A 20,639-nucleotide genomic window follows, 5' to 3' on the forward strand; every position below is an offset into this window, starting at 1 on the left:
ATTTGATAAGAAGGCAAATATCAATCGACCTTTCATTATTATCCAGTAACCATCTGTGTAATCAGTGCAATCTGTCGCAATCTGTGATCCTGGCACAGCGCAGCGTTCGTCCACGTTCACGAGCACAGAGATAACTGTTTGCGACAAAACTTAGAATGGGGGATAGCACAGCACAGCGTTAGTATTGCTGAGTCGCCCGGCTTCAAAAAGTACAGTCAAGCACAGCGCACGCTCTATGTAGTAAGTAATGAAAAGTAGGGTGGTGTGGCAGGCAGGGGCCTGGGTGAGTGTATGGGCCCGTGCCTGCCATAGCCATTGTGTTTACATGTTTTTTAGGACAGGCAAACCAATGGTAGAGATATGATAATCGTGAGGCGTCTAGCCGGGTGGCCTGCGGACCATGACGTAGTAGGCGCCGATTATGCCGAAGGCCATGACGCCGACCAGCATTACCACCGGTGTGAGGTAGCCCGGCGCTGTCTGGGCGGTCGTCGTCTGGCTTCCGGCCATGGCTTGAGCGAGCCCCGTAGGGGATTGTGCTCCGCTAAGCTGCATTGTGGATAAGAGTAATGAGATTACTAAAACTGAAATGACCAGTGCGGCTAAAATGCCGGCATCGATGACGGGTTCAAGCTTCCGTGTATCGGTAAGCCTGTCCCTGATCGATAGCGCTGTCTTTTTCACTACTATATACCCCCGAATCTCGTGGAAATCTCCTGTGTATCGCCCGGAACGCAGGTTACCTGCCTTCCGCAGCAACAGGCTGTGTACACTTCCACTATGTACCTATTGACAGATACATTAACGTTTTACTACCATATAAATCTTTTCTATGCGATTATTTGGCTTAATTATAAGCTAATCCTAAAACCGGCCGATAATGTGGCAGTAGCGGTACAACTTGAAACAGCGTGTTTCGAACGGCCCTATACCTAAAGATCTGCTGATCGCCGATGTCAGTTTTAACTTGCGGAGCGGCAACTGCTTATCATGAAGTCCGCCAGCGCCGGCATCACGGGCAGAAACCTGACCGCTCTCAGCGACCGGCTGGCCAGAAGGCTGCCGGGCTCTCTCCGCTACGCTTTCGGCCAGGTCCACGTAGTCGTGGCTGAAAACTCCGGCGAGTCTGCCAGCTCAGGGCTGATGACCGTGCTCCTGCTGGACCTCGCCATGCCTGGCCAGTGCGTGGTGGACATCATCACCGGGGGCTGCGGCCGGGCGCCATCCGATGCCACAACGGACCCCGAATCCGATACCATCAGGCATGTGATCGATCTTCTGCAGGACATCTGCACTGCCGAAGGCTGGAAGTTCAGCGAGGGAGAGCCCCCAGAGCTGGACGAGGACCTGATCGGGTGCGATGATTGAGCAGCTGCCAGACTGTTTACAAGTTTCAAGAATGACTCCTGGATGAAAATGGTTTTTCAAGTAGGGGGATGAAAAATCTGGGGCAGAGAAAACGCCAAACCGCCAAAGACGATGCGACCGATGGTCGCATCCTTCGCTAAAACGCCATACGTTTAAGCGATTGGCGGTTTGGCGTAATTTGGCGTTTTGGCGTTTTATCCCCGTCCAGACGTACTTCATGTGATGATTTTTTATAGGGCTTTACGCTCTTCGCGCCAGCTCAACGCTGGCCATGGCGCAGCTCTTAAACCGGGCAATGGCCGCAGCTTCCGCCTCGATCTCCTCCACGGCCCCCGGTGACAGGCTTTCGATGAGCTCGACTGTCAGGGCCAGCTGTTTGCCTTTCTTCCGGCTCCGCCAGGTGCCGGCGAACTGCCCGTCGGCGATGACTGCGCCCGGGTTGCCCGTCGGCCTCCAGATGTCGCGTTGCATCTTCTTATCCGGGACGAGCGTCGCCCTGTCCCGCAGCTGCAGGTACGGGTCGTGCGGAGGCAGCAAACGGACGCCCTCCGATGCCGGTGGCTTTGCGAGAAGGGGGATGTCAGTACTGAGCAGCCAGGCTCTTCTTCCCTCGAACACAACTTCTGTCAGCTCCCTCTCTACCAGCTTCCATGTCCCGGCCGCCTGGGCAGGCGAGATGCCGGCCCACTCTGCATAGTGACCTGCTGTGGACGGGCCGTAGCAGTGCAGGTAGCGCCTGACCAGATCTGCGGCAACCAATGCTCGATCGGCCTCGGGCAGCGGCGCTCCCAGCCACCGATCAGTGCGGAGGAAGGTCGCTACGTCGTCGTGCCGGGGGGCATAGCAGAACAGGCCCTGCAGGGAAATTGCGTAGAACGCAAACCGCACGACCGACTCGCCGAGGCTCTGCCCTGGGGCATACCAGGATTCCGACTGCCAGGCCTGTTGCTGCTCCTGTGTCAGCCTGTCAAGCAGCAGTTCTGCTACCTCTACGCCCATCTGGTCCTTGGTCATCTCCCTGCCATCCAGCACCTCGTACAGCGCGGCAGATGCGAGGCTGACAACACCCGTAACGCTGATCCCGATGCGATCTAAAGCCTGCCCGACGCCCTGGATGAAAAAGCATAGGGATTCCTCGTCGTCGGGTAGCAGTCCGGCAGTAAAAGCCCCGGCATCAGCTGTCGGAAAGATGTACGGCGCCCCGCGCAGGCTCATCATCTGCAGCAGAGTCTTATCGACTGCGAGAGCCCGGTCGAGGTCTCCCGGAGAGAAACCATCCACACGGGCATGTAACGAAAGGGCTGCCGACCCCGGCGGGCTGTTCTGGATGCCACAAGTACCAGCAGCCTTTAGCAGAGAGCCGGGCGGAAGCCGCCTCGAAAGATTATGGCCGGCCAGGCGGAAAGCTAAGGCCTGGTCACGGGTGACCGATAGTAGATCGGATGTCGGCGCACGCCTGGTCATTACCTGTACTATCTTTATCAGCCCTTAGATACCTGCCGGTGCGGTCAGGCGGATATATGGTTGGATAGCAACTGACTGTAAATATGGTTTTTACGTGGAAAAACTAAATTATATTTGGATTATTTTTAACTTTAAATCATTGTTTCTACTATCTTGCACCGGCAGACGTCTGCATAATATTTTCAGATTAGTTAGTTTGTATAAATGGTAATCAAATCAAAAGACTTATAAATTTGTAATTACAATTGCTTAATAGGCATGTGATCACCCGGCCGGGCGCCGGGTAATGATGGGAGAGCTTTCGATGGCAGACTATGCTGAAGCGCTTAAGACCTTTAATGAGACTGTGGCCAACCTGAACCAGATCGCCGACGTGCAGCGCATGAGCACGATCAGCGAGCTCAACGCCATCCAGGCGCAGTCGATGGATCCTTCGGACATGGAAGCGTATAACATGACGATGTACGGGGTGAACCAGATCCACGGGGTCAAGACGCACATCGTGAGCACAGTCGGGGACGTGAACAACTACAACCTGCCGGTAGATCCGACTCCAGTAGCCACCTCGGTGCCCTACGTGACTGAGCACACCTCCATCTCATCCTCAATAGTCTCCTTAACCGGCGGCGGCTCAGAACACATCTTCTCCCACTTCCTCGCCGACCCTGCCAGTATTCTACCTACGGAGAACCCCGCACTCTGGCTTATCTACGGCGCCTTCGGGCTGATCCTGGGCAAGTTCCTGATCTTGAGGAGATGACTTCAGGCATCAGCGTCATACTAATCAGGATTTCTTCAACGCCCACTTTTCAAGCCGCTGCTGCACCGCTTCGCCTTCCAGCTCTTTCAGCGCATCCCTGGCTATCCACCGGGCACTCGAAAGATCCGACCCGAGCATCTCCCTCGAGACGGCAATTGCTTCTTTGTTCAGCGTAGTATTCCTCTTCCCGATCTGCCGCAGCGCCCAGTTCGCCGCCTTCTTGACCATGTTACGGCCGTCGACGGACTCTCTGACTATCACGGGGAAGAACTGCCTGAACTTCCCGTCCGGCGCCTTCTTGTCGTGCAGCGCCAGCGATGCTATCAGCGCAAACGCCGTCCGTTTCACGAACTCCCGCTCGTCCCGGGACCACTCGAAGCACTTCTCATAGGCAAGCGAAGTCCGGTGAAACAGTTTCAGGCAGCACTGGTCGCACATGTCCCAGGAGTAGAAGTCCGCACTCCAGCGGTCCATCTGCTCACCGGTAACCAGCGCAGGATCGTCGATGATGGGCGCAATCAGCCGTGCCTCGTGGATCCCCGTGTCCCAGAGCTCCAGGGCGAGGGTATGATCGGTGCCTATCCTGCCGGCGATCTCGTTGATGTGGGAAGTCGATACCCCGAGCGCACGGTCTGTGACAATGCCGTACCGGGGCATGCCGGCGATGATCGCGGGGTCGGAGAACGAGCGCAGCAGGCTGACTATGTCTTCGCAGGTTAGCTTCTCGGGATTCAGGCGCTTCGAGGGCATAATGTCCCATGGGTGTGGGTGATGATAAGCCTGTGCAGAGGCGACTGAAAGTAACCGGACAGGTAATTTTTATTAGCCGGGCCATCAGGATATAAGCAGATGACAGACATCCGGTTTTCCAGCGTCACCCAGTGCCCTGACCTGCACGACCAGATCGCCACCTGGCTCTGGGGCTTCTGGGGCAACCCACATAATTATCAGTTCTACCGCAGCCTGGTGGTGCACGCCAGGGACGACGATTTTCCGCTGATCTATGTGGCCTTTATCGGCGACACACCCGTCGGCACAGTCGCTCTATGGCGGGCTGACCTGCTCTCGAGGCAGGATCTCTTCCCGTGGATGGCCGACCTCTACGTGCCACCGGAGCACAGGTCGAAAGGTATCGGCTCCGCACTGCAGGAGTACGCTTTAACCAGGGCAAAGGAGCTTGGCTATACTGCGTTGTACCTGTACACGCCTCTGTCTGGCTATTACGAGAAGACCGGCTGGGAATACGTGTGCGACGAAGTCGATAAAGAAGGGGAGAAAGTGCGGGTGTATAAAAAAGCAACAGGCTGTCACTTCGGCTGAGGCGCGCACAGTTAAGGCGGCCTTCGACTGCAGTTACGCGCCGGTACGTGGGGCAGGCTGACAATTCCCCAACCTGCCCCGCTGACCTTGTCCGCCTATTTACGCTCTTATTTTTTCCCCTATCCATCCGCCGACCGTGGCGGTCAGGTTGTCCTCGTCGAGCTGGAATAGCTCTAATACTAATTACCGCCCTTACTAGAAGATAACGATCAATTACCGGGTGATGGTGAATCAACATGACAGGGGCTCTTAGTGGTATCGATAAGTGGTGCGTATCAGTAGTGCTCATTCTCGTCATCGCATGCATGCTTATTATTTCATGTCAGTCAGCGCTGGCGGCATCCAATGGCTTTCCCAGGGTATCTGCCCTCCCGGCGCTGAGTCCGACTGTGACTCCCACGCCAGTCACGCTGAACCCCGCCCTGTCTTCAGGCGTGATGCCCCGGGCTACAGTGGATCCGGCTATCATCGGCAACGTGATCAACTCGTACTATACCAGATCGCCTCTGTTGTACGTAGTGGGCAATAACACCGTTTCCGTCATCGAAGTCAACACGAACAAGGTTATCGACGTCATCTATTTCAACCCGGATATCGTGCTGGCGGACGCCGCGGTGAACGGGGACTATACGAGGCTGTATGTCTTGTACTATAATAACACGGAATGGGAGGCCAGCCCGGAATACGAATACATGCACTCAGCACCTGATTACTACATCGATACTATCGACCTCTCGGATAAGCAGGTCGTCGCCTCTACGAGGCAGAAAGGTAACGGCCGGTATGCTCTCTATGGTGATCCGGTTGAGGTGCTGCTGTCTAAAGACGGCAATTACCTGTACGTGATGTTCGTCCATTACGGGCTCGGCCAGCCCGAAAGCTGGCTTTACCGGTACGACACAGCCGCTAACGCATATACCGCTGCAGTCCATGACCTCAATGCAGACAGGAGTCTCGTCTGGGTCACCGACATGGAGCTGGGCGATGACGGGTACCTGTACATCGCGGACCGGCAGGGGCATGCAGTCTATCGCATTACGGAGCCTGCCCTGGACAAGTTTTACCGGTACTTCCTCTGGGACTATCACTCGAAGGAAAAGCTGCTCTGGGGCCTCGATGTGAACCCTAAGACCGGGCGCATCTTCATCGCGGATACTGACAACGAGCATAAAGCGCTGAAGTCAGTCACCACCGTCGATATGGCCGCCTTCGACTGGTCCAGCTGGGCCGGCATCTCGTCCTTCGGGACGACCAGCGCCCCCAGCCTGGTGACGCTGTCGCCGGGCGGGGGCGTGCTATACGTGCTCGAGCCAACCGCCAAAATGGTAGAGGCGTTCTCTGCGCCTGCTTACAAAACGGCAGGTAGCTACAGCACCGGCAACCTCCCGGCCGACATCGCGCTGAGCCCGGACGGCTCCCGGCTGTACGTGTCGAATACCGGCGACAATACTGTCACGGCCATCGATTTGACCACGGGCACCCCCTTTGCCGGATCGCCGATCAAGGCCGGAAACCGCCCGTCAGGGCTCATGATGGGCGTGCAGCCGCAGGGTAACATCAGCATCAACAACTCCGAGCTGCGCTCCCGCATCTCGACCAACCTCAAAGCTAACACCCGGCTGGTTAATGTACTGCCGAAGAGCACTGGTAACGCCAGTAACGGCAGTATGAGCGGGGGCATGGTGCTAATCGACCCTGACAGGGGGACGTTTACCAGAGTCGTCCTCACAGATATGACCCCACAGGCCAATGCCTCCGACATAGAGCCAGCGTCGACCGTTACTCCGACGCCCGGAGCCACTCCTCCGGGGGATAACAAAACCGGCCCGGAAAACCAGCAGCAGGCCACCCCTGCCACAACGATGGCAACACCTACCGGATCGGCCACGCCCCCGGGAGCCTCGGCGGTGCCGGGGTTCGGGTGGATCATGGCGATATCCGGGATCACAGTAGTGGCGCTTATCGGCCTGCGAAGAAGCTAAAAAGCTACAGGCTGTAATACAGAATTCTCTGCGCCTTTCTGGCCATCGAAAACAACCCCGCCAGCCTGAACGAGAGCCTGTACACCAGCCCCAGCTTATCGATGTCTTCCGAGTCGGTAAAATACCACTCTTCTTTGAGCCGGATTCCGTCCGCCCACTTTTCGATATCCTGGGCGTCATCGATGCCCCAGTAAATGGTGGCCCCGGTCGACTTTATTGACGGGTGCTGGCTCATCCTTCTGACCGTCTGCATGCTGAACGCGTCGAAGGCCATCTCACATCCCGGGAAGGCTTCTCTGAGCTTGAGGATCAGCGCCTTGACTTCTTCAGCTTTCAGGTACATCAGCAGGCCTTCGGCGATCACGAGCACCGGGCGGCCCTGCGCCTTGACGGAATCGACCCACTGCAGGTCGGTGACTGAGGACGGTATCAGGTGGTACCTACCGCTCTCCTCGTAGAACTTCCTCCGCAAGGCGATGACGTCGGGCATGTCCAGGTCGTACCACTCCGACTCTCCTCTGTCTACCCTGACGCACCGGCTGTCCAGGCCGCAGCCAAGGTGCAGCACGACAGCCTCCGGATTGCGGGCCAAAAACTCTCTGGCATAGGCGTCGAGCTTTTTAGCCCTCATGCACATCATCACGTTCGTCTTCTCGGGGATCTTGAGCCTGGAGAAGTCGTATTCGACCCGGCCAAGGATCTCCTCCGCCTTGGGGTCGGAGAAAATGGAGTTATGCCGCTTACCCATGACTGCTTTAGAGTACAGCGGTATCAACAGTGTTTCCTGCGCTTCTGCCAGCCTGACCTTTTCTTTCGAGGTTACCATTATGAGAGCTCCTGACAGCTACAATATCTGGTCGCACGTATCTGGATCAATATACTATCGGTATCAGTCTTCTAAGTCATTATTCTATCGTGGGGAACATTTTCTAGTGATCGGCTTCTCAGCAGCCCCGCCTGAACATGGCTTCTGCCTCCGATATCCGGGGCATCGACCGGCGAACCCATTCTATCGCAGAGTCGTATTCCACAGGCCGTACAGTTCCCTTAGTAGCCGGCTCCTGCCTCTCTACCCACCGTCTCAGGTGCCAGAGCGCCCTGCTTTCTCCCAGCGAATAATACTTGTGGCCGTTGACCGTGCGGCTCTTGATGGCGTTCAGGTCCTCGAGCATCATCAGGTCGTAAGATACCCAGGTGCGGGGAATCCCCATAGCCTCTTTCAGGTCGCAGATGCATTTTTCGCCGTCGGAGAGGGCTTTGAATATGGCAGCGGTTATGGGGTCGGCTTTTATCGTAGTGGTCTGAGTGGTCATTGTGTCACCGATACCATATAGACGCAATAACATATTTAAATATTTTGATGCGTTAGTATGTGCTATATAAGATCAAGCGTCAGGGCATACGAGTAAAAAACAAGGATAGGGAAACTTTCCATCTCACTCTTTCTTGAAAAACCGGTCAGCCAGGCGGCGGATCTGAGATTTTTGAGACTGAGCTTTCCGAAGAGCTATGGTATCTGCGTTCACCGCCCCTGGACTTTCTCCAGCTTCGAACGCCCGGTCCCGGGCGGCGCGGTAGCACCTGAAGCAGAGCGTCACGCCTTGAAACTCCTGGTAGCTGCAGCCATCGGTTCTGCCGCAGTGTTCGCAGTAGACCATGTTTGAAAGTCGGACTGGTATGTGGAAATATCTAGCGATAGAGTATTGTCGTATAGAATAAGCTATCGTAGAAGAATAGACGAAAATTTTAAAATTCAGAAAAACTTAGTAGCGGGGAATGGATTTGAACCATTGGTCTACGGGTTATGAGCCCGTCGGGATCTCCTGACTACCCCACCCCGCTATCATGCAAAATCTTAGCAGCCTTATAACGCTGTTCGCCATATATATAGTTTACTGACTGCGATGACAGACTAAGTATCATTATACTATTCTCTAATCGGACTTATCCAGCGGTCGACGGAGGTTTTTCGGGCTTGTCCTGCCCTCAGGCAGGATGCGGAGATGGCCGGGTAATGGACACCTGCCGAAGGCGGTGTCGCTTAGCGCTTGCGAAGGAGGTTCGACTGGCGCTGCCGAAGGCGCAGCCAGGTCGTACCGACGAGGGTGCGAGCGCGGCCCGGACGTCGAAGCACCCGAAAAACCGGAGTAGGGCGCCATCAGGCGACCGTCGACCCGCTAGCTGGAGTAGATATGGCTTATACCGGCCCATGGAAATTAAGATTATTAAAAGAATATGCAGGCCGTACTCTCATACAGCCCTGAGATGCGCACTATACTGAAAAACGTGCGCTTATTTCTTTTCCAGCTTCTTCTCTATTTCCGCCAGCAGCTGGTCATCCGTCTTACCGACAATATCGATGCCCATCTTCTTGGCCATGCCCTGAGTCCTGGTCAGCGCGATGTCTGCTCCGGGCTGAGCGGTCAGAGCGTTCTTTTCCGCATGCAGCTCCCGCTCGATGTCCTGCTGGCCTCTCTTAAATTCGCCCATGGACCGGCCCATGGACCTGGCCAGCTCCGGGAGCTTGGTCGCGCCGAAGAGCAGCACGATGGCTAGAAAGATGAGAAGTATTTCCTGAGTACCTAGCATTGCCATGACGATAACCTTCCAATTACACCGGAACCTGTCCTGGTTAATCAACTACTTGTTATCCGGCATAATAAACTTTGTGCGGAACGCTATGCTATCGCCGGACGATATATACTTTACTTCGGCGGCAGTGCACATCTGTACACCGGGCGCAAAATATTATCCTCCTAAGGACAGGCAGCTATCCTCCTTGTGCTCTCGATGAAAAACTACGCTATCTTAATTTTTAAACCACAGCGGCACGGCTCCTTATCCTGACAACTGGGACGCAGAGGTTCTAACCACGGCGGCACAGCGACACGGCGACAGTGCGAGAAATGATGGCTGGATGGTTATTTGAACCACAGCGGCACGGCGACACGGCGACAACCTGTACCAGAATGGTAAGGCTCCTTTTTTTATTGATCCACGGCGGCACGGCGGATTGACTGTGCGGAGACAAATATGTTTTCCTTCCTTCAGGTTATTGAACGAAAGTCAGACTGAACCCCTTGGATAGTAAGCATGTGGTTAATGCTCTGTCTCTGTGTCGCTGTGGACTAAAAAAGAGTTCATTTTTACCGGTTCGCCAATGTCTTTGTGCCGCCGTGCCGCCGTGGTTTTATTTACCATCTGGCTTGCCGTGGATCGCCTTGTCTTTGTGCCGCCGTGCCGCCGTGGTTCAAACATCTGATTTCCTGTCGTCTGGGTAAATGGCCGTGCCGTCGTGGTTACTTCTCGGGGCCGGCCGTTTTCCGCTCTTTTCGCGAGTAGTAATACCACACAGCGGCAAGGGTAGCAGCGACGACGATGAGCCCGGGTACGGATGCCTCGGGCCCGAAGATGCCGCCGTTTAGCAAAGTGAACCCGGTCTTGGTGATCTCCAGGGCGGCGTCCATGTGGCTGAAGCCGAAGACGTGGTACTGTAAAAAGTTCCACGCGAAGTGGAAGCCGATGGCGGCGAGGATGCCGGCTTTTATGAACAGCACGGTCATCACTATGCTGGCTGTAAATATCGTAATCAGCGCTATGCCGGCTTCAACCGGCCCGGCGTTCAGGAAGTACAGCGAGGGTAAGTGCATGACGGCAAAGCCCAGGGACGATATCACGGCCGCCGCTTTCCTCCCGGCCGTCTTGTCTAAGTCCGCGAAGAGGTAGTTGCGGAAGGAGAGCTCTTCTCCCGTGGCGACGAACAATTGCAATACGGCTCCCCACAGGAGGGCGTTTGCGAAGTCGGGCCGCAGCCCGTCGATGTAGAAGCCGCCGGCGGCGTAGATGATCATAAACAATGCGATCATGGCCAGCGTCGCGGCCGTAGTGCCGACAACGGGGTTGCCGGGCCTGATCTCGATCCCGGAGACTAGCATGAAGATCAGGGACAGCACGATGATGAGGAAGTACGAAGGCAGGGGCCCGAGGGGTGAGAACAGGACGACGGAGCCGATGAGGATGTAGAAAAAGATGATTCTGGCAACGTCGAGGGCTCTGATCACTTGAAGCTCACCACTAGCTCGCACTGGCTGTTGCCAGCGCAGCACTTTCTGAGCACTTTGACCTGGGCGTCCTTGGTGACGGCCTGGACCAGGCCCATCGTGTAGCTTTCGCAGATGTGCTCCCGAATGTCTGGATCGATGCCTTCGAAGACCTTGCCCAGGATGCAGCCTCCTGACTTGATGGTCAGGTGGGGGAACTGCCGGGCTTTGTTGTCTCCGGTGACCTCGTAGTCTACGCCGGACAGGAGAGACACGGTTTCCAGGGGGATAAGGCTTGCCCGGGGTGACTCCGGGTCTATGCGCAGGTTCTCGCAGATCTTCCGGCCGTCTTCCAGCCCGATCTGGAGGGCTACCTCCGCCAGTGCCGCTTTCGCCTCGTTACCGAAGCGCTCTATGAGCTTGCGGGCGAGGCCGGTGCTCAGGCGCTCGTCAACGCTGCGCTGCTGCCACCGCACTTTGGAGGAAACCCCCACGGTCTTCCAGGCGTTGGCAAACTTCGTGTACCTGTCCATTTTTTACCCCCGACCACCGCTCACTTTTTCAGACGCTTCGGCTCGAACGGGCCGAGCACCGAGTAGAGGAGCAGCAGTATGCCTATCAGCTGAATTGCGATCGACGCCGTCCGGATGCCCGAATCATCCAGGGCCGGCGTAATGGCCAGGAATTCCTGGATCGCCGCGCTGAGGGTGCCCAGGTTACCGCCGAAGATGAGGATGAAGAAGCCCAGCGCGAGGAAAATCAGGCTGGTCTGCTTCGTCTTCTTGTATGCCTCGTAGATGAACAGCACGAGCGCGCCTCCGAAGAGGTACATCAGGATCGCCGCGAAGCCTTCGATCAACGTTACAGTCATGTCATTCCTTCCCGGGTATCACGCATGTGTTCTCCTTGTGCCTCCTGGTCGTCAGGATGCTGCTGGTGTTGAGGACGCCGCTGGTGCCGTTGATGACTTTGAGCACCTTCTCCTTGAGCTCCCGGATGTCCTGGGTCCGGGCTTTGACGAAGATGTCGTAGGGCTCCAGCAGCTCGTACACCTCGAGCACGTTGTCGATGGACTTGAGGACTTTGAGCACCTCGTCCTTTTTCTCGGCGTCCACGTTGATGCCTATGAACGTGGTCATGTTGCCGCCCGACTTATCCGGGTTCAGGACGATGGTGAACTGCTCTATGACCCCTTCGTTGAACAGCTGGTTGACCCGCTTGTGCACGGTCGAAGTGGCCACGCCCAGGTCTCCGGCGATATCCGTACAGTGAGTGCGGCTGTCTCTCGATAACTTTTCGAGGATGATGTAGTCCGTTTTATCCATCGGCATCTAAAAATTAGCTTTTGCCTGTGAGATGATAAATATTACGATAAATACAAAAATATAAGCTAAAAATTTCACAGGCGGGCAAACCTTTTAATCTTCCTGACCCAGCCCCGGCCTATCTGGTACAAGTAAATCCGCACAGGGGTCTTGCGCACTTCTATTCTGGTCTTGCCTTCCCGTATGCCCCGCAGTACGCTTTCCATGTTGCGGTCCGCCTCTATCTCGGTGACGGCGTTGCCCACCATCTCCGCCGAGTGGGCGTCGCTGCCGGCGACGGCGGACATCTTGCGCCTGCTGACCCTCCGCCCGGCCATGAAGTTGTGCAGGCCCAGCAAATACCGGGAGTTGTAGACCTCGGCCGCATCCGCGTCGTGGGGAATGCGCATGCCGTGCCGCATCCGCTGGTCCGGGTGGGGCACGATGACGGTGCCGCCGAGCCGGCGGGCAGCGTGAATCGTATCCTTGACCGACATTCCCTTCGGGATGTCCTCGGTGATGCCCAGCACGATCAGGTGCCCTGCCTTCGTCGATATCTCCACGCCCGGGAGCACGACCAGCCCTGGCGCTACTTTGTCGACGACCTCCAGCGCATATCGGCCGCCCGCCGTCGTGTCGTGATCGGTGATGGCGACGCCGTCCAGGCCCCTGGCGGCTGCCGCTTTCAGGATTTCCTCGACGCTGCTGTGGCCGTCCGGGGAGTAGTTCGAGTGGACGTGGAGATCGAAGCGTAGCATAACAGTTATTTATTTTGTCTGGCGCAATATAACACTTCTGTATGCGTGTACTGCTGGTCACCGGAAGGCTTGCCTACCCCGTGGTAAAAGAGGCCGCGGGAGCCATGGCCGACGTCCTCATGGCCGACGTGGGAGTCGCCGCCTTCGTGACGCCGAAGCTGCTCGAGCCCTTGCTAGCCGACAAAAAGGACAACTACGACCTCATCTTAGTGACCGGCCTGTGCGGCTCCGATTTTTCTAAGCTGGAGGAGAAGCTGGGCGTCAAAATCCGGCTCGGCCCCAAGCACGCCTATGACATTCCCCTGGCCCTAAAATATGCGGACAAGATCGAGTTCTCCCACAAGGTCTCCGCCTGCCAGCTCTTATCGGACGTCAAGCGGGATTCTGCTATGCGTGACTTCGAGCAGATCGAGGCGAACGCAGAGCCGGCCTTCCTGCTAAAGGGCGTCAAGGTCGGGGGCGGCTCGACCATGAAGGTCATGGCCGAAGTAGTGGACGCCACCCGGCTGTCTGACGTGGACCTCATAAAGAAGATCGATTCCTATGCCTCGGCGGACATCATCGACCTCGGCATCCCGTTAGAGTCCAGCCCGGACGCCGTCAGGCACGCGGTAAAAGTCGCCAGGTCTGCGACCTTCAAGCCCATCAGCGTAGATACGCTCATCCCCGAGTACATCGAGGCGGGCATCGAGGCCGGCGCCAACCTCGTCCTCAGCCTCGAAGGCTCCAACATGGAGCGGATCGGACCACTCGTGGCTAAAAAGGACGTCCCCGTCGTGGTCATCCCCGACGACGAGTCGCTGGGCAGCCTCATCAGGAACGTAGAGAGGGCCAGAGAGCTAGGCGTCAAACACATTCTCGCTGACCCCGTCCTGTCCCCGATCGGCCACGGTGTCGCAGAGGCAGTCTGCAGGTACCGCGACTTCCACGGGCTCTACCCTGACGTGCCCATCTTCTTCGGCGCGGGCAACGTGACCGAGCTCATGGACGCAGACTCCATAGGAGTCAACGCCATGCTTGCGGGCATCGCGATGGAAGTGGGCGCCAGCGTGCTCTTCACCACCGAGGCCAGCCAGAAATCGGCAGGCGGAGCGGAAGAGCTCAAGAAAGCGTGCATGATGATGGCGCTGGCCAGGCACCGCAAAGGCTCGCCTAAAGACCTGGGCATTGATCTCTTAGTCATCAAGGAAAAGCGCCCCCGCCGGGACATCGTCGAGCCGACCATGATCGTCGAGGCTAAGCGCCACAAGCTTCAGCTCGACCCCAAAGGCAGCTTCAACATCTGGATCGACGGCGGCAAGATCTACGCCAAGAACGGCGACACCACCGTCGTGGGTACCGACGCCGAATCCATCCTTCATACCATCGTCGATCGGGAGCTCGTCTCCCTCCTCGACCACGCCGGATATTTGCAGGCTGAATTCAAGAGGGCCGAGCTGGCGATCAGGTTCCACCGTACCTACCTCCAGGACGACCACTTCTGAAATTGATATTGGTGCTGCTACTGCTTATTCACATATGGGGGTGGCTTTTACTCTTCAGGCGCCTCTTCGGACTCCGACTTGTCAGTAGCTTTGAGGTCTTTGCGGGTCCGGCTGATTTCCTTTTCGGTCTCTGCCACGCGCTTTTCCGTCTCTTCCAGGGCTCTGTCCGTCGACTGCCGTTCCTTTTCCGCTTGCTCCACCTGTTTTTCTGCGACGATCAGCTTTTTCGTCGCATCGATGGTATGCTCCCGGCTTTTATCGATCTTCCTGAAGATCTCTTCGCTGTGTTTCTTCTCTTCCCTGTGCCGCTTTATCTCGTCTTCCACTGCCGGTCCTCCAGCCTTATCTATCACTTCTGCGTTCCCGGGCCGACTCTGTCTCCTCGATGCTTTCTTCTCTGGTCCTCGCCGTCCGCCTGACCTGTTCCCCGGTCTTTTTGGAAATTTCCCGCGACTTCGATACCTCGTCTTTCACGCGTTTTGCCTGCTCTTCGGCCTCTTTGAGCACCGCAACCCCTTCGTCGCCTTCGCCTGAATCTCCCCGGGCTCTCTCCACCGCTTTGTGGGCGTGCTCTGCAGCCCCAGCGGCGTGCTCCAGCGCTTTATCGCTGTGCTCAGCGGCTTTATACGAAGCTTTTTTCGATCGTTCGATAGTCTCCTTCGTCGGTCCGGCCAATCAATACCCCCTGTTGCCCGGGAGCGGTGCGGCACAGCCCGGGCTATCTTCTCCTGTGCCCCATTACGCCTGCACGAGAAAATACATGGGCCAAATAAAGTGCGGCTTCCGGGCATCTGTACCCAGGCCTAAAACAAGATCTGATCACTGAATGTTGCCCCGATCAGATGATCGTTTCAGGGCACAGCCGGTATCATCACGACGAACTTTGCGCCTTTGGTATAGTCGCCGGGCACCCGGTCCTCTACCTGTATGGTGCCGCCGTAAAGGTCGAGCAGTGTCCTGACGAGGTACAGGCCCAGGCCACTGCCTTTGGCTTTCGTCTTGCCCCGGACGTATCGCTTGAAAAGCAGGGACTTCGTCTCGTCCGGGATGCCCTGGCCGTTATCTTCTATGATCGCTCTGCAGTACCTGTCTCCATCATCCTCGACTGTATCTAAGGAGATCTTGATCATCAGGTTCCTTTCGGAACTGGAGTGCTTGATGGCATTTCCGATGATGTTGGTGAAGACGTCCTTCAGCAGCTCGTTAGCCTGGACGCTGCAGCCGGGGCCACGAGAGAAGCTGATCTTCACGTTCCTCTCCCGGCCCGTCCTGAACTTGCCGACGGCGTCCTCCATTACGGCTGCCATATCTACAGTCTGAAGTGCCAGTCCTTCCGCTCTCGCCCGCTGAAGCTTTTGCACGTTACTGATCAGCTCCGAGCTGTTCTTCAGCGATTCCATTGACCTTTCCAGCAGCGCCTTAACCTCAGGCCTGAACCTGCCAGCCTCTTCCAGGTTGCTAATAGCCAGCTCCAGGCTTCCCATGGCTACTGTGTTCAGGTTATTGATATCGTGGCCCATCAGGTCGAGGTAGAGCTCTGTCTGCTCCTTTGACGTGTTGGCCTCGATCCTGGACTTTGCAAGCTCCCTCTCGGCTTCTTTACGCTCCGATACATCTCTTGCCGACACGGTATAGTAGTCGTGGCTATAGAGCTGGATGTAGTTGGCGTAGACGTCCACGGGGAACTCCCGGCCGCTTCTGGCCTTTAGCCTGGATTCAAAGGCTATCATTCCCTTCTGCCTGATTCTGTCCAGGACATCGTGCCACTCTTTTACGCATCCTTCCGGCACCAGATCGAAGATAGTCCTGCGAAGTAGCTCTTCGTTTGTGAACCCCAGGGAATCCCGGGTTTCGGGATTCGCATGGAACAGCCTGCCGTCGGCTCTCATTAAAAAGATGTTCTCCTTCAGGTTATGTAACAGGATGAGGCTCAGCCGCTGTATCTCCTCCCGGTGCCAGCTGGTGGTGATGTCCCTGAAGATGATCACCGTGCCGCCTGCATCCGGATATATGGAGACTTCAAACCACCTGTCGATCAGCCGGAACTTTTCCCGGAAGCAGGCCTGCCTGCGATCTACAGTGGCTTTCATATAGGTATTGTAGAAAAGCGTACCCTCTCTCTTAGGATAGACGTCCCAGAGGCTCTTTCCGATAATTCCTTCCCGGCCGGTGCTAAACATGCGGTCTGCCGCAGAGTTCGCATAGATGATCCGTGTCCCTTTGTCCAGGATAAGGATAAGCTCGGGAATCTCGGACAGCAGGCCGATAATGCGATTGAGGTCCTGCTGCTCTTTTTCAGCCTGCTCTCGCCCCACCTGCGCCTCCTCCAGGGCTGCAATCCGCCTGCGCAAGTCCTCGAGCTCGTCAAGAAGCTCTGCTCTGGTCCTGCGTGCATCTTCATCGCGGTCCAAAAGCAGAGGTCCCCGGCTCATAATAGCAACTGTATATTCCAGGTTGTATTTAAGATGTATTTAGATAGTCATTTCAAATTATACCCCCGAAATGATATTCGCTCTGCAGGGAAAATGAGAAGCCGGAGTTAGTACAATTTTAAGGTACGTCTTCCACCATATCGTGGCTTATAAACCTAAGTATATAATCCTGTAAATCAGAGATAGTGATGAGATACCAGGGCTGAAGACGGGGGTTTACTAATTGGCCTATTTTAATACAGTCGCGATCGGCACTTCTGCGGGGGGTTTGAAAGCCCTGACCGAGCTACTTTCTCATCTTCCCGGGGATCTTCCCGCAACTGTCCTGGTGGTGCAGCACCTCGACCCCAAACATAAAAGCCTGATTGTGGAACTGCTCCAGAAGCACTGCCGCCTGAAGATCAAGACTGCAGAGGACGGCGAGCCTGCCGAGCCGTCGGTCGCCTATATCGCCCCTCCTAACAAGCACCTGCTGCTGGCCGACGGGAAGATATCTCTCTCCTCGTCGGCCTTCGTGCACTTTTCCCGCCCGTCGATCGACCTCATGTTCGAGTCCGTCGCCGCAAGCAAGGAAGGCAATGTGATCGGCGTCATCTTGACCGGATCTGGCTCCGACGGGGCGATGGGCATCAAGGCCATCAAGGAGAAAGGCGGCACGACCATCGCGCAGGACCCCGATACGGCAGAACACGGTTCCATGCCGGCAGCTGCCATAGCCACGGGCATGGTCGACTTTGTGCTGCCCCTCGAGGGGATAGCTCCTGCGATCATCACGCTTATCAACGAAGGAGACGGAGTGTAAGCTATGCCGGAAAATGTCCCGCCGCCCGACGCTACTAGAGACCAGACTGACGAGGAGCTTACCCGGCTGTTGCAGAAGATCTACGACGAGCGCGGCTTCGACTTCCGGGAGTACAAGAAAGACAGCGTGAGGCGCCGTATCCAGAAGCGGCTCGACACTAACCACCTCGGCACGTACCCGGAATACCTCGAATTCCTGGACTCGCACCAGGACGAGTACGCCAAGCTCTTCGATACGGTGCTGATCAACGTGACAGAGTTCTTCCGAGACCAGGATGCGTGGAAGATCATCGAAACTGAAGTCCTGCCAGAAATCATCTCCCGGAAGAAGAGCGGAGACTCTATCAGAATCTGGAGCGCCGGCTGCGCCTCAGGCGAGGAACCCTACTCCATCGCTATTCTACTCGCCGAAACGCTGGGGGATGCCATCGCTAACTTTGATATCCGGATCTACGCGACCGATATTGATGATAATGCCTTGACAGAGGCCAGGAGGGGCGTCTATTCCGAGGAGAAGCTCAGGAATGTCCGCCCGGATCGGCTTGAGAAATACTTCGCGAAAGACGGCCACGTATACAAGATCGACCGGCATATCCGCCAGATGGTCGCCTTCGGCCGGCAGGATCTGACGGCGGACGCGCCGATTTCCCACCTGGACCTTCTCATCTGCAGGAACGTGCTTATCTATTTCAACGCCAAGCTGCAGCACAAGCTTCTCTACCGGTTCGATTTCGCGATGAACCGGGGAGGTTACATCTTCTTCGGAAAGTCAGAATCGACCGCTCTCGGCTCAAAGTTCTTCGAAGTGGTGAGCCAGAAGTGGCGCATCTTCCAGAAAACTGCCAACATCACGGAGCTGCGGCCGGCAGAGCGGCGGCTCGCCCTGATCGAAGAGTCGACGATCGGCCAGGCAGTCACCGAATCCCGGAAAGAGATCACCAAGCTGGACTTCTACAACCAGGCGATCATCAACAACATAAGCCTGGCCCTGATAGTCCTGGATCGGAACAACCTGGTCACGACCTGGAACCGCCAGGCCGAAGAGATGTGGCTGATCAAAGCGGACTACGCTCTCGGCCGTAACTTCTACGAGATCGGTATGGGCGATCGGATCCCGGGCATCAACGACGCCTTACGGGAAACCTTGAAGGAAAAGCGGAAGGTCCTGCTTGAAGATAAAGAGATCACTGTCCCGAGGGGCGACAAGAAATACCTCGACCTGACAGTGGTGCCGCTGATCGACCAGAACCGGGAACTGCAGGGTGCTATCCTCCTGATGGACGACGTGACGGAGGACAAGATGCTTCGGGACGAGCTCGGGCGCTCCAACGAAGATCTCAAGGAGCTCAACGCGAAGCTGGAGACTACGAACGAGGAGATGGAGTCGACCAACGAGGAGCTGGAGACCACGGCGGAGGAACTCCAGTCCACCACGGAAGAGCTGGAGACCAGTAACGAAGAGCTCCAGTCCACGAACGAGGAGCTGGAGACGAGCAACGAAGAGCTCCGTTCGACCAACGCAGAGCTGGAAGCCACTAACACCGAGCTGCGGGAGCGGACTGCAGAGCTGAACATCATCAATACCTATAACGGGGCGATCATCAACAATATCGTGGAAAGCCTGATAGTCCTGGACTCGAACTCTCAGGTGACCACCTGGAACCCCGCCGCCGCCCAGATGTGGGGAGCCAGCGGGAAAGACACAATCGGCAGGGACTTTTTTACCCTCGACCTCCCGGGCGGCATACAGTCGAAAGAGCTGAAAAGCATGATCAAGGCCGCCCACGAAAAGAAGGCCCCGGCGAAAGGCAAAGCGATGAAATACCGGACGCCGGAGGGGGAGGAGCATACCGTCATCGTCTCCGTCCTGCCCCTGATCAGCGGCAAGGATTACCTGGGCACGATGCTGTTATGCAGGGATGTCACGGCAGAGATCAAGCGGTACGGGCGTAAGCAGGCGAAGCCTGACAGGACGTGAGACCGGGTAATATTTTATATGCCTGACGGCTTTTTAGTATCAGGTATAGCATGGATTTTCCCCCGAAGGTTGTGGCATCGGTAACGAGCAAGAACGACGCAAAAGAAGCAGTAGCGCTCGGCGCAGACGTCGTCGAGGTCCGGGTCGATCTCGTCGGCGACAATGGTGTGAGCCTCGTCGAGGGGATCTACTATGACATCGGCTGCCCGATCATCGTCACCATCCGCCCGAAGTTCGAGGGCGGGGAATTCGACGGCACCGACGCAGAGCGGGTGCAGCTATTCAAGAAGCTGACTCCTTACGCTGATTTTGCCGACTTCGAGCTCCGGGCGCAGAACCTGGACGAGCTGCTCACCACCATAACGGGCACTGATGCCGTGCCAATCGTCTCTTACCACGACTTCGATCGCACGCCTTCGAACGAAGAGATGCTCTCGATCATCAACCGCTCCGTTGAAAAGGGCGCCATCGGCAAGCTGGCGGTAACGCCAAAAGACATGACCGACGTGCTCCGGCTTTTAGAAGTCACGCTCAAGTCGAAGCGGCCTGTCTGCACCATCTCCATGGGCAGCCTCGGCCAGCACTCCAGACTCGTAGCCCCCGTTTACGGCTCACTCCTGACCTACGGCTATGTCAGGCGGCCCGTTGCCCCAGGGCAAATACGAGTAGACCGGCTCCTCGAAGGGCTCAGGATCCTCGGGCTGCGCTGAAGCTTACAGATTGTTCGGATGACGTGAGACAGCATACGAACGCTGCGCTGTGCCAGGATCACAGATTGTTACAGATTACGCAGATTGCACAGATGACTATTTTTATTTAAAAGGAATACTGTGACTCCTTTTCTTTTCGATTATCGATTAGCATCTGTGCAATCTGTCGAATCTGTCGTAATCTGTGATCCTGGCACAGCGCAGCGTTCGTGTACGTTCACGGGCACAGAGATAACAC

24 protein-coding genes and 1 tRNA gene are annotated in these 20,639 nt (G+C 56.3%); 9 read left to right on the forward strand and 16 right to left on the reverse strand.

Annotation, left to right across the window (positions count from 1 at the left end; translation table 11 throughout):
* Window positions 1-378: 378 nt before the first annotated feature.
* Complete coding sequence (locus ACPLPM_RS03220; protein WP_424358799.1) at window positions 379-684, reverse strand: hypothetical protein; 306 nt, start codon at window positions 682-684, stop codon at window positions 379-381.
* Between the two features lie 306 nt (window positions 685-990).
* On the opposite strand from ACPLPM_RS03220, the gene ACPLPM_RS03225 reads away from it, so the two are divergent.
* A complete protein-coding gene (locus tag ACPLPM_RS03225; protein ID WP_424358800.1) occupies window positions 991-1,368 on the forward strand; it encodes a hypothetical protein in 378 nt (125 codons plus the stop codon).
* Window positions 1,369-1,608: 240 nt separating this feature from the next.
* Here ACPLPM_RS03225 and ACPLPM_RS03230 read toward each other — a convergent pair whose 3' ends face one another.
* Entirely contained in the window at window positions 1,609-2,832 is a 1,224-nt protein-coding gene (locus ACPLPM_RS03230) for a winged helix DNA-binding domain-containing protein (RefSeq protein WP_424358801.1), read from the reverse strand.
* Window positions 2,833-3,136: 304 nt separating this feature from the next.
* Between ACPLPM_RS03230 and ACPLPM_RS03235 the strand changes: the two genes are divergently transcribed.
* A complete protein-coding gene (locus tag ACPLPM_RS03235; protein WP_424358802.1) occupies window positions 3,137-3,592 on the forward strand; it encodes a hypothetical protein in 456 nt (151 codons plus the stop codon).
* 24 nt (window positions 3,593-3,616) lie between these two features.
* Here ACPLPM_RS03235 and ACPLPM_RS03240 read toward each other — a convergent pair whose 3' ends face one another.
* Window positions 3,617-4,342: a DNA alkylation repair protein gene (locus ACPLPM_RS03240; protein ID WP_424358803.1), complete on the reverse strand. Its 726-nt coding sequence runs from the start codon at window positions 4,340-4,342 to the stop codon at window positions 3,617-3,619.
* Window positions 4,343-4,441: 99 nt separating this feature from the next.
* On the opposite strand from ACPLPM_RS03240, the gene ACPLPM_RS03245 reads away from it, so the two are divergent.
* Together ACPLPM_RS03245 and ACPLPM_RS03250 are read left to right on the forward strand one after the other, a co-directional pair.
* Window positions 4,442-4,912: a GNAT family N-acetyltransferase gene (locus ACPLPM_RS03245; protein ID WP_424358804.1), complete on the forward strand. Its 471-nt coding sequence runs from the start codon at window positions 4,442-4,444 to the stop codon at window positions 4,910-4,912.
* 236 nt (window positions 4,913-5,148) lie between these two features.
* Window positions 5,149-6,894, forward strand: coding sequence for a hypothetical protein (locus tag ACPLPM_RS03250; protein ID WP_424358805.1), 1,746 nt, complete (start codon window positions 5,149-5,151; stop codon window positions 6,892-6,894).
* Between the two features lie 4 nt (window positions 6,895-6,898).
* Here ACPLPM_RS03250 and ACPLPM_RS03255 read toward each other — a convergent pair whose 3' ends face one another.
* The 4 genes from ACPLPM_RS03255 to ACPLPM_RS03270 all read right to left on the reverse strand — a co-directional run bounded on the left by ACPLPM_RS03255 (window position 6,899) and on the right by ACPLPM_RS03270 (window position 8,736).
* Window positions 6,899-7,720 (reverse strand): class I SAM-dependent methyltransferase, encoded by an 822-nt coding sequence (locus tag ACPLPM_RS03255; RefSeq protein ID WP_424358806.1) that lies wholly within the window; start codon window positions 7,718-7,720, stop codon window positions 6,899-6,901.
* Between the two features lie 118 nt (window positions 7,721-7,838).
* A complete protein-coding gene (locus ACPLPM_RS03260; RefSeq protein ID WP_424358807.1) occupies window positions 7,839-8,207 on the reverse strand; it encodes a winged helix-turn-helix domain-containing protein in 369 nt (122 codons plus the stop codon).
* A 123-nt stretch (window positions 8,208-8,330) separates the two neighbouring features.
* Window positions 8,331-8,552, reverse strand: coding sequence for a hypothetical protein (locus tag ACPLPM_RS03265; protein WP_424358808.1), 222 nt, complete (start codon window positions 8,550-8,552; stop codon window positions 8,331-8,333).
* A gap of 109 nt (window positions 8,553-8,661) precedes the next feature.
* Window positions 8,662-8,736: transfer RNA gene (locus ACPLPM_RS03270), tRNA-Met, on the reverse strand.
* A 153-nt stretch (window positions 8,737-8,889) separates the two neighbouring features.
* On the opposite strand from ACPLPM_RS03270, the gene ACPLPM_RS03275 reads away from it, so the two are divergent.
* On the forward strand, window positions 8,890-9,045 hold the full coding sequence (locus tag ACPLPM_RS03275; RefSeq protein WP_424358809.1) for a hypothetical protein: 156 nt from the start codon (window positions 8,890-8,892) through the stop codon (window positions 9,043-9,045).
* Window positions 9,046-9,186: 141 nt separating this feature from the next.
* Here the strand turns inward: ACPLPM_RS03275 and ACPLPM_RS03280 are convergent, their stop codons facing one another.
* The 6 genes from ACPLPM_RS03280 to ACPLPM_RS03305 form a co-directional block, all read right to left on the reverse strand.
* Window positions 9,187-9,489 (reverse strand): Sec-independent protein translocase subunit TatA/TatB, encoded by a 303-nt coding sequence (locus tag ACPLPM_RS03280; RefSeq protein ID WP_424358810.1) that lies wholly within the window; start codon window positions 9,487-9,489, stop codon window positions 9,187-9,189.
* Window positions 9,490-10,193: 704 nt separating this feature from the next.
* Window positions 10,194-10,955, reverse strand: coding sequence for a lysostaphin resistance A-like protein (locus ACPLPM_RS03285; protein ID WP_424358811.1), 762 nt, complete (start codon window positions 10,953-10,955; stop codon window positions 10,194-10,196).
* On the reverse strand, window positions 10,952-11,467 hold the full coding sequence (locus ACPLPM_RS03290) for a hypothetical protein (RefSeq protein ID WP_424358812.1): 516 nt from the start codon (window positions 11,465-11,467) through the stop codon (window positions 10,952-10,954). Before ACPLPM_RS03290 ends, ACPLPM_RS03285 begins: the two co-directional genes overlap by 4 nt.
* Window positions 11,468-11,487: 20 nt before the next feature.
* A complete protein-coding gene (locus ACPLPM_RS03295) occupies window positions 11,488-11,805 on the reverse strand; it encodes a DUF7521 family protein (RefSeq protein WP_424358813.1) in 318 nt (105 codons plus the stop codon).
* A 1-nt stretch (window position 11,806) separates the two neighbouring features.
* Entirely contained in the window at window positions 11,807-12,265 is a 459-nt protein-coding gene (locus tag ACPLPM_RS03300) for an Lrp/AsnC family transcriptional regulator (RefSeq protein ID WP_424358814.1), read from the reverse strand.
* A 68-nt stretch (window positions 12,266-12,333) separates the two neighbouring features.
* Window positions 12,334-12,996, reverse strand: a complete 663-nt coding sequence (locus ACPLPM_RS03305) for a PHP domain-containing protein (RefSeq protein WP_424358815.1) — start codon at window positions 12,994-12,996, stop codon at window positions 12,334-12,336.
* 41 nt (window positions 12,997-13,037) lie between these two features.
* Here ACPLPM_RS03305 and ACPLPM_RS03310 point away from each other — a divergent pair, with 41 nt between their 5' ends.
* Window positions 13,038-14,480 (forward strand): dihydropteroate synthase-like protein, encoded by a 1,443-nt coding sequence (locus ACPLPM_RS03310; protein WP_424358816.1) that lies wholly within the window; start codon window positions 13,038-13,040, stop codon window positions 14,478-14,480.
* Window positions 14,481-14,527: 47 nt separating this feature from the next.
* Here the strand turns inward: ACPLPM_RS03310 and ACPLPM_RS03315 are convergent, their stop codons facing one another.
* The 3 genes from ACPLPM_RS03315 to ACPLPM_RS03325 all read right to left on the reverse strand — a co-directional run bounded on the left by ACPLPM_RS03315 (window position 14,528) and on the right by ACPLPM_RS03325 (window position 16,891).
* Complete coding sequence (locus ACPLPM_RS03315) at window positions 14,528-14,806, reverse strand: hypothetical protein (protein ID WP_424358817.1); 279 nt, start codon at window positions 14,804-14,806, stop codon at window positions 14,528-14,530.
* A 16-nt stretch (window positions 14,807-14,822) separates the two neighbouring features.
* Window positions 14,823-15,155, reverse strand: a complete 333-nt coding sequence (locus tag ACPLPM_RS03320; RefSeq protein WP_424358818.1) for a hypothetical protein — start codon at window positions 15,153-15,155, stop codon at window positions 14,823-14,825.
* A gap of 176 nt (window positions 15,156-15,331) precedes the next feature.
* Window positions 15,332-16,891, reverse strand: coding sequence for a PAS domain S-box protein (locus ACPLPM_RS03325; protein WP_424358819.1), 1,560 nt, complete (start codon window positions 16,889-16,891; stop codon window positions 15,332-15,334).
* 244 nt (window positions 16,892-17,135) lie between these two features.
* On the opposite strand from ACPLPM_RS03325, the gene ACPLPM_RS03330 reads away from it, so the two are divergent.
* The 3 genes from ACPLPM_RS03330 to aroD are packed head-to-tail and all read left to right on the forward strand — an operon-like array spanning window position 17,136 to window position 20,401.
* Window positions 17,136-17,714: a chemotaxis protein CheB gene (locus tag ACPLPM_RS03330; RefSeq protein ID WP_424358820.1), complete on the forward strand. Its 579-nt coding sequence runs from the start codon at window positions 17,136-17,138 to the stop codon at window positions 17,712-17,714.
* Window positions 17,715-17,717: 3 nt separating this feature from the next.
* On the forward strand, window positions 17,718-19,691 hold the full coding sequence (locus ACPLPM_RS03335; RefSeq protein WP_424358821.1) for a CheR family methyltransferase: 1,974 nt from the start codon (window positions 17,718-17,720) through the stop codon (window positions 19,689-19,691).
* A gap of 50 nt (window positions 19,692-19,741) precedes the next feature.
* The gene (gene aroD / locus ACPLPM_RS03340; protein WP_424358822.1) at window positions 19,742-20,401 is read left to right on the forward strand and encodes a type I 3-dehydroquinate dehydratase; all 660 of its coding nucleotides are present in this window, start codon (window positions 19,742-19,744) and stop codon (window positions 20,399-20,401) included.
* Window positions 20,402-20,639 lie beyond the last annotated feature (238 nt).

Origin of the sequence: Methanocella sp. MCL-LM (assembly GCF_049676595.1) — an archaeon.
Lineage (GTDB): Archaea > Halobacteriota > Methanocellia > Methanocellales > Methanocellaceae > Methanocella_A.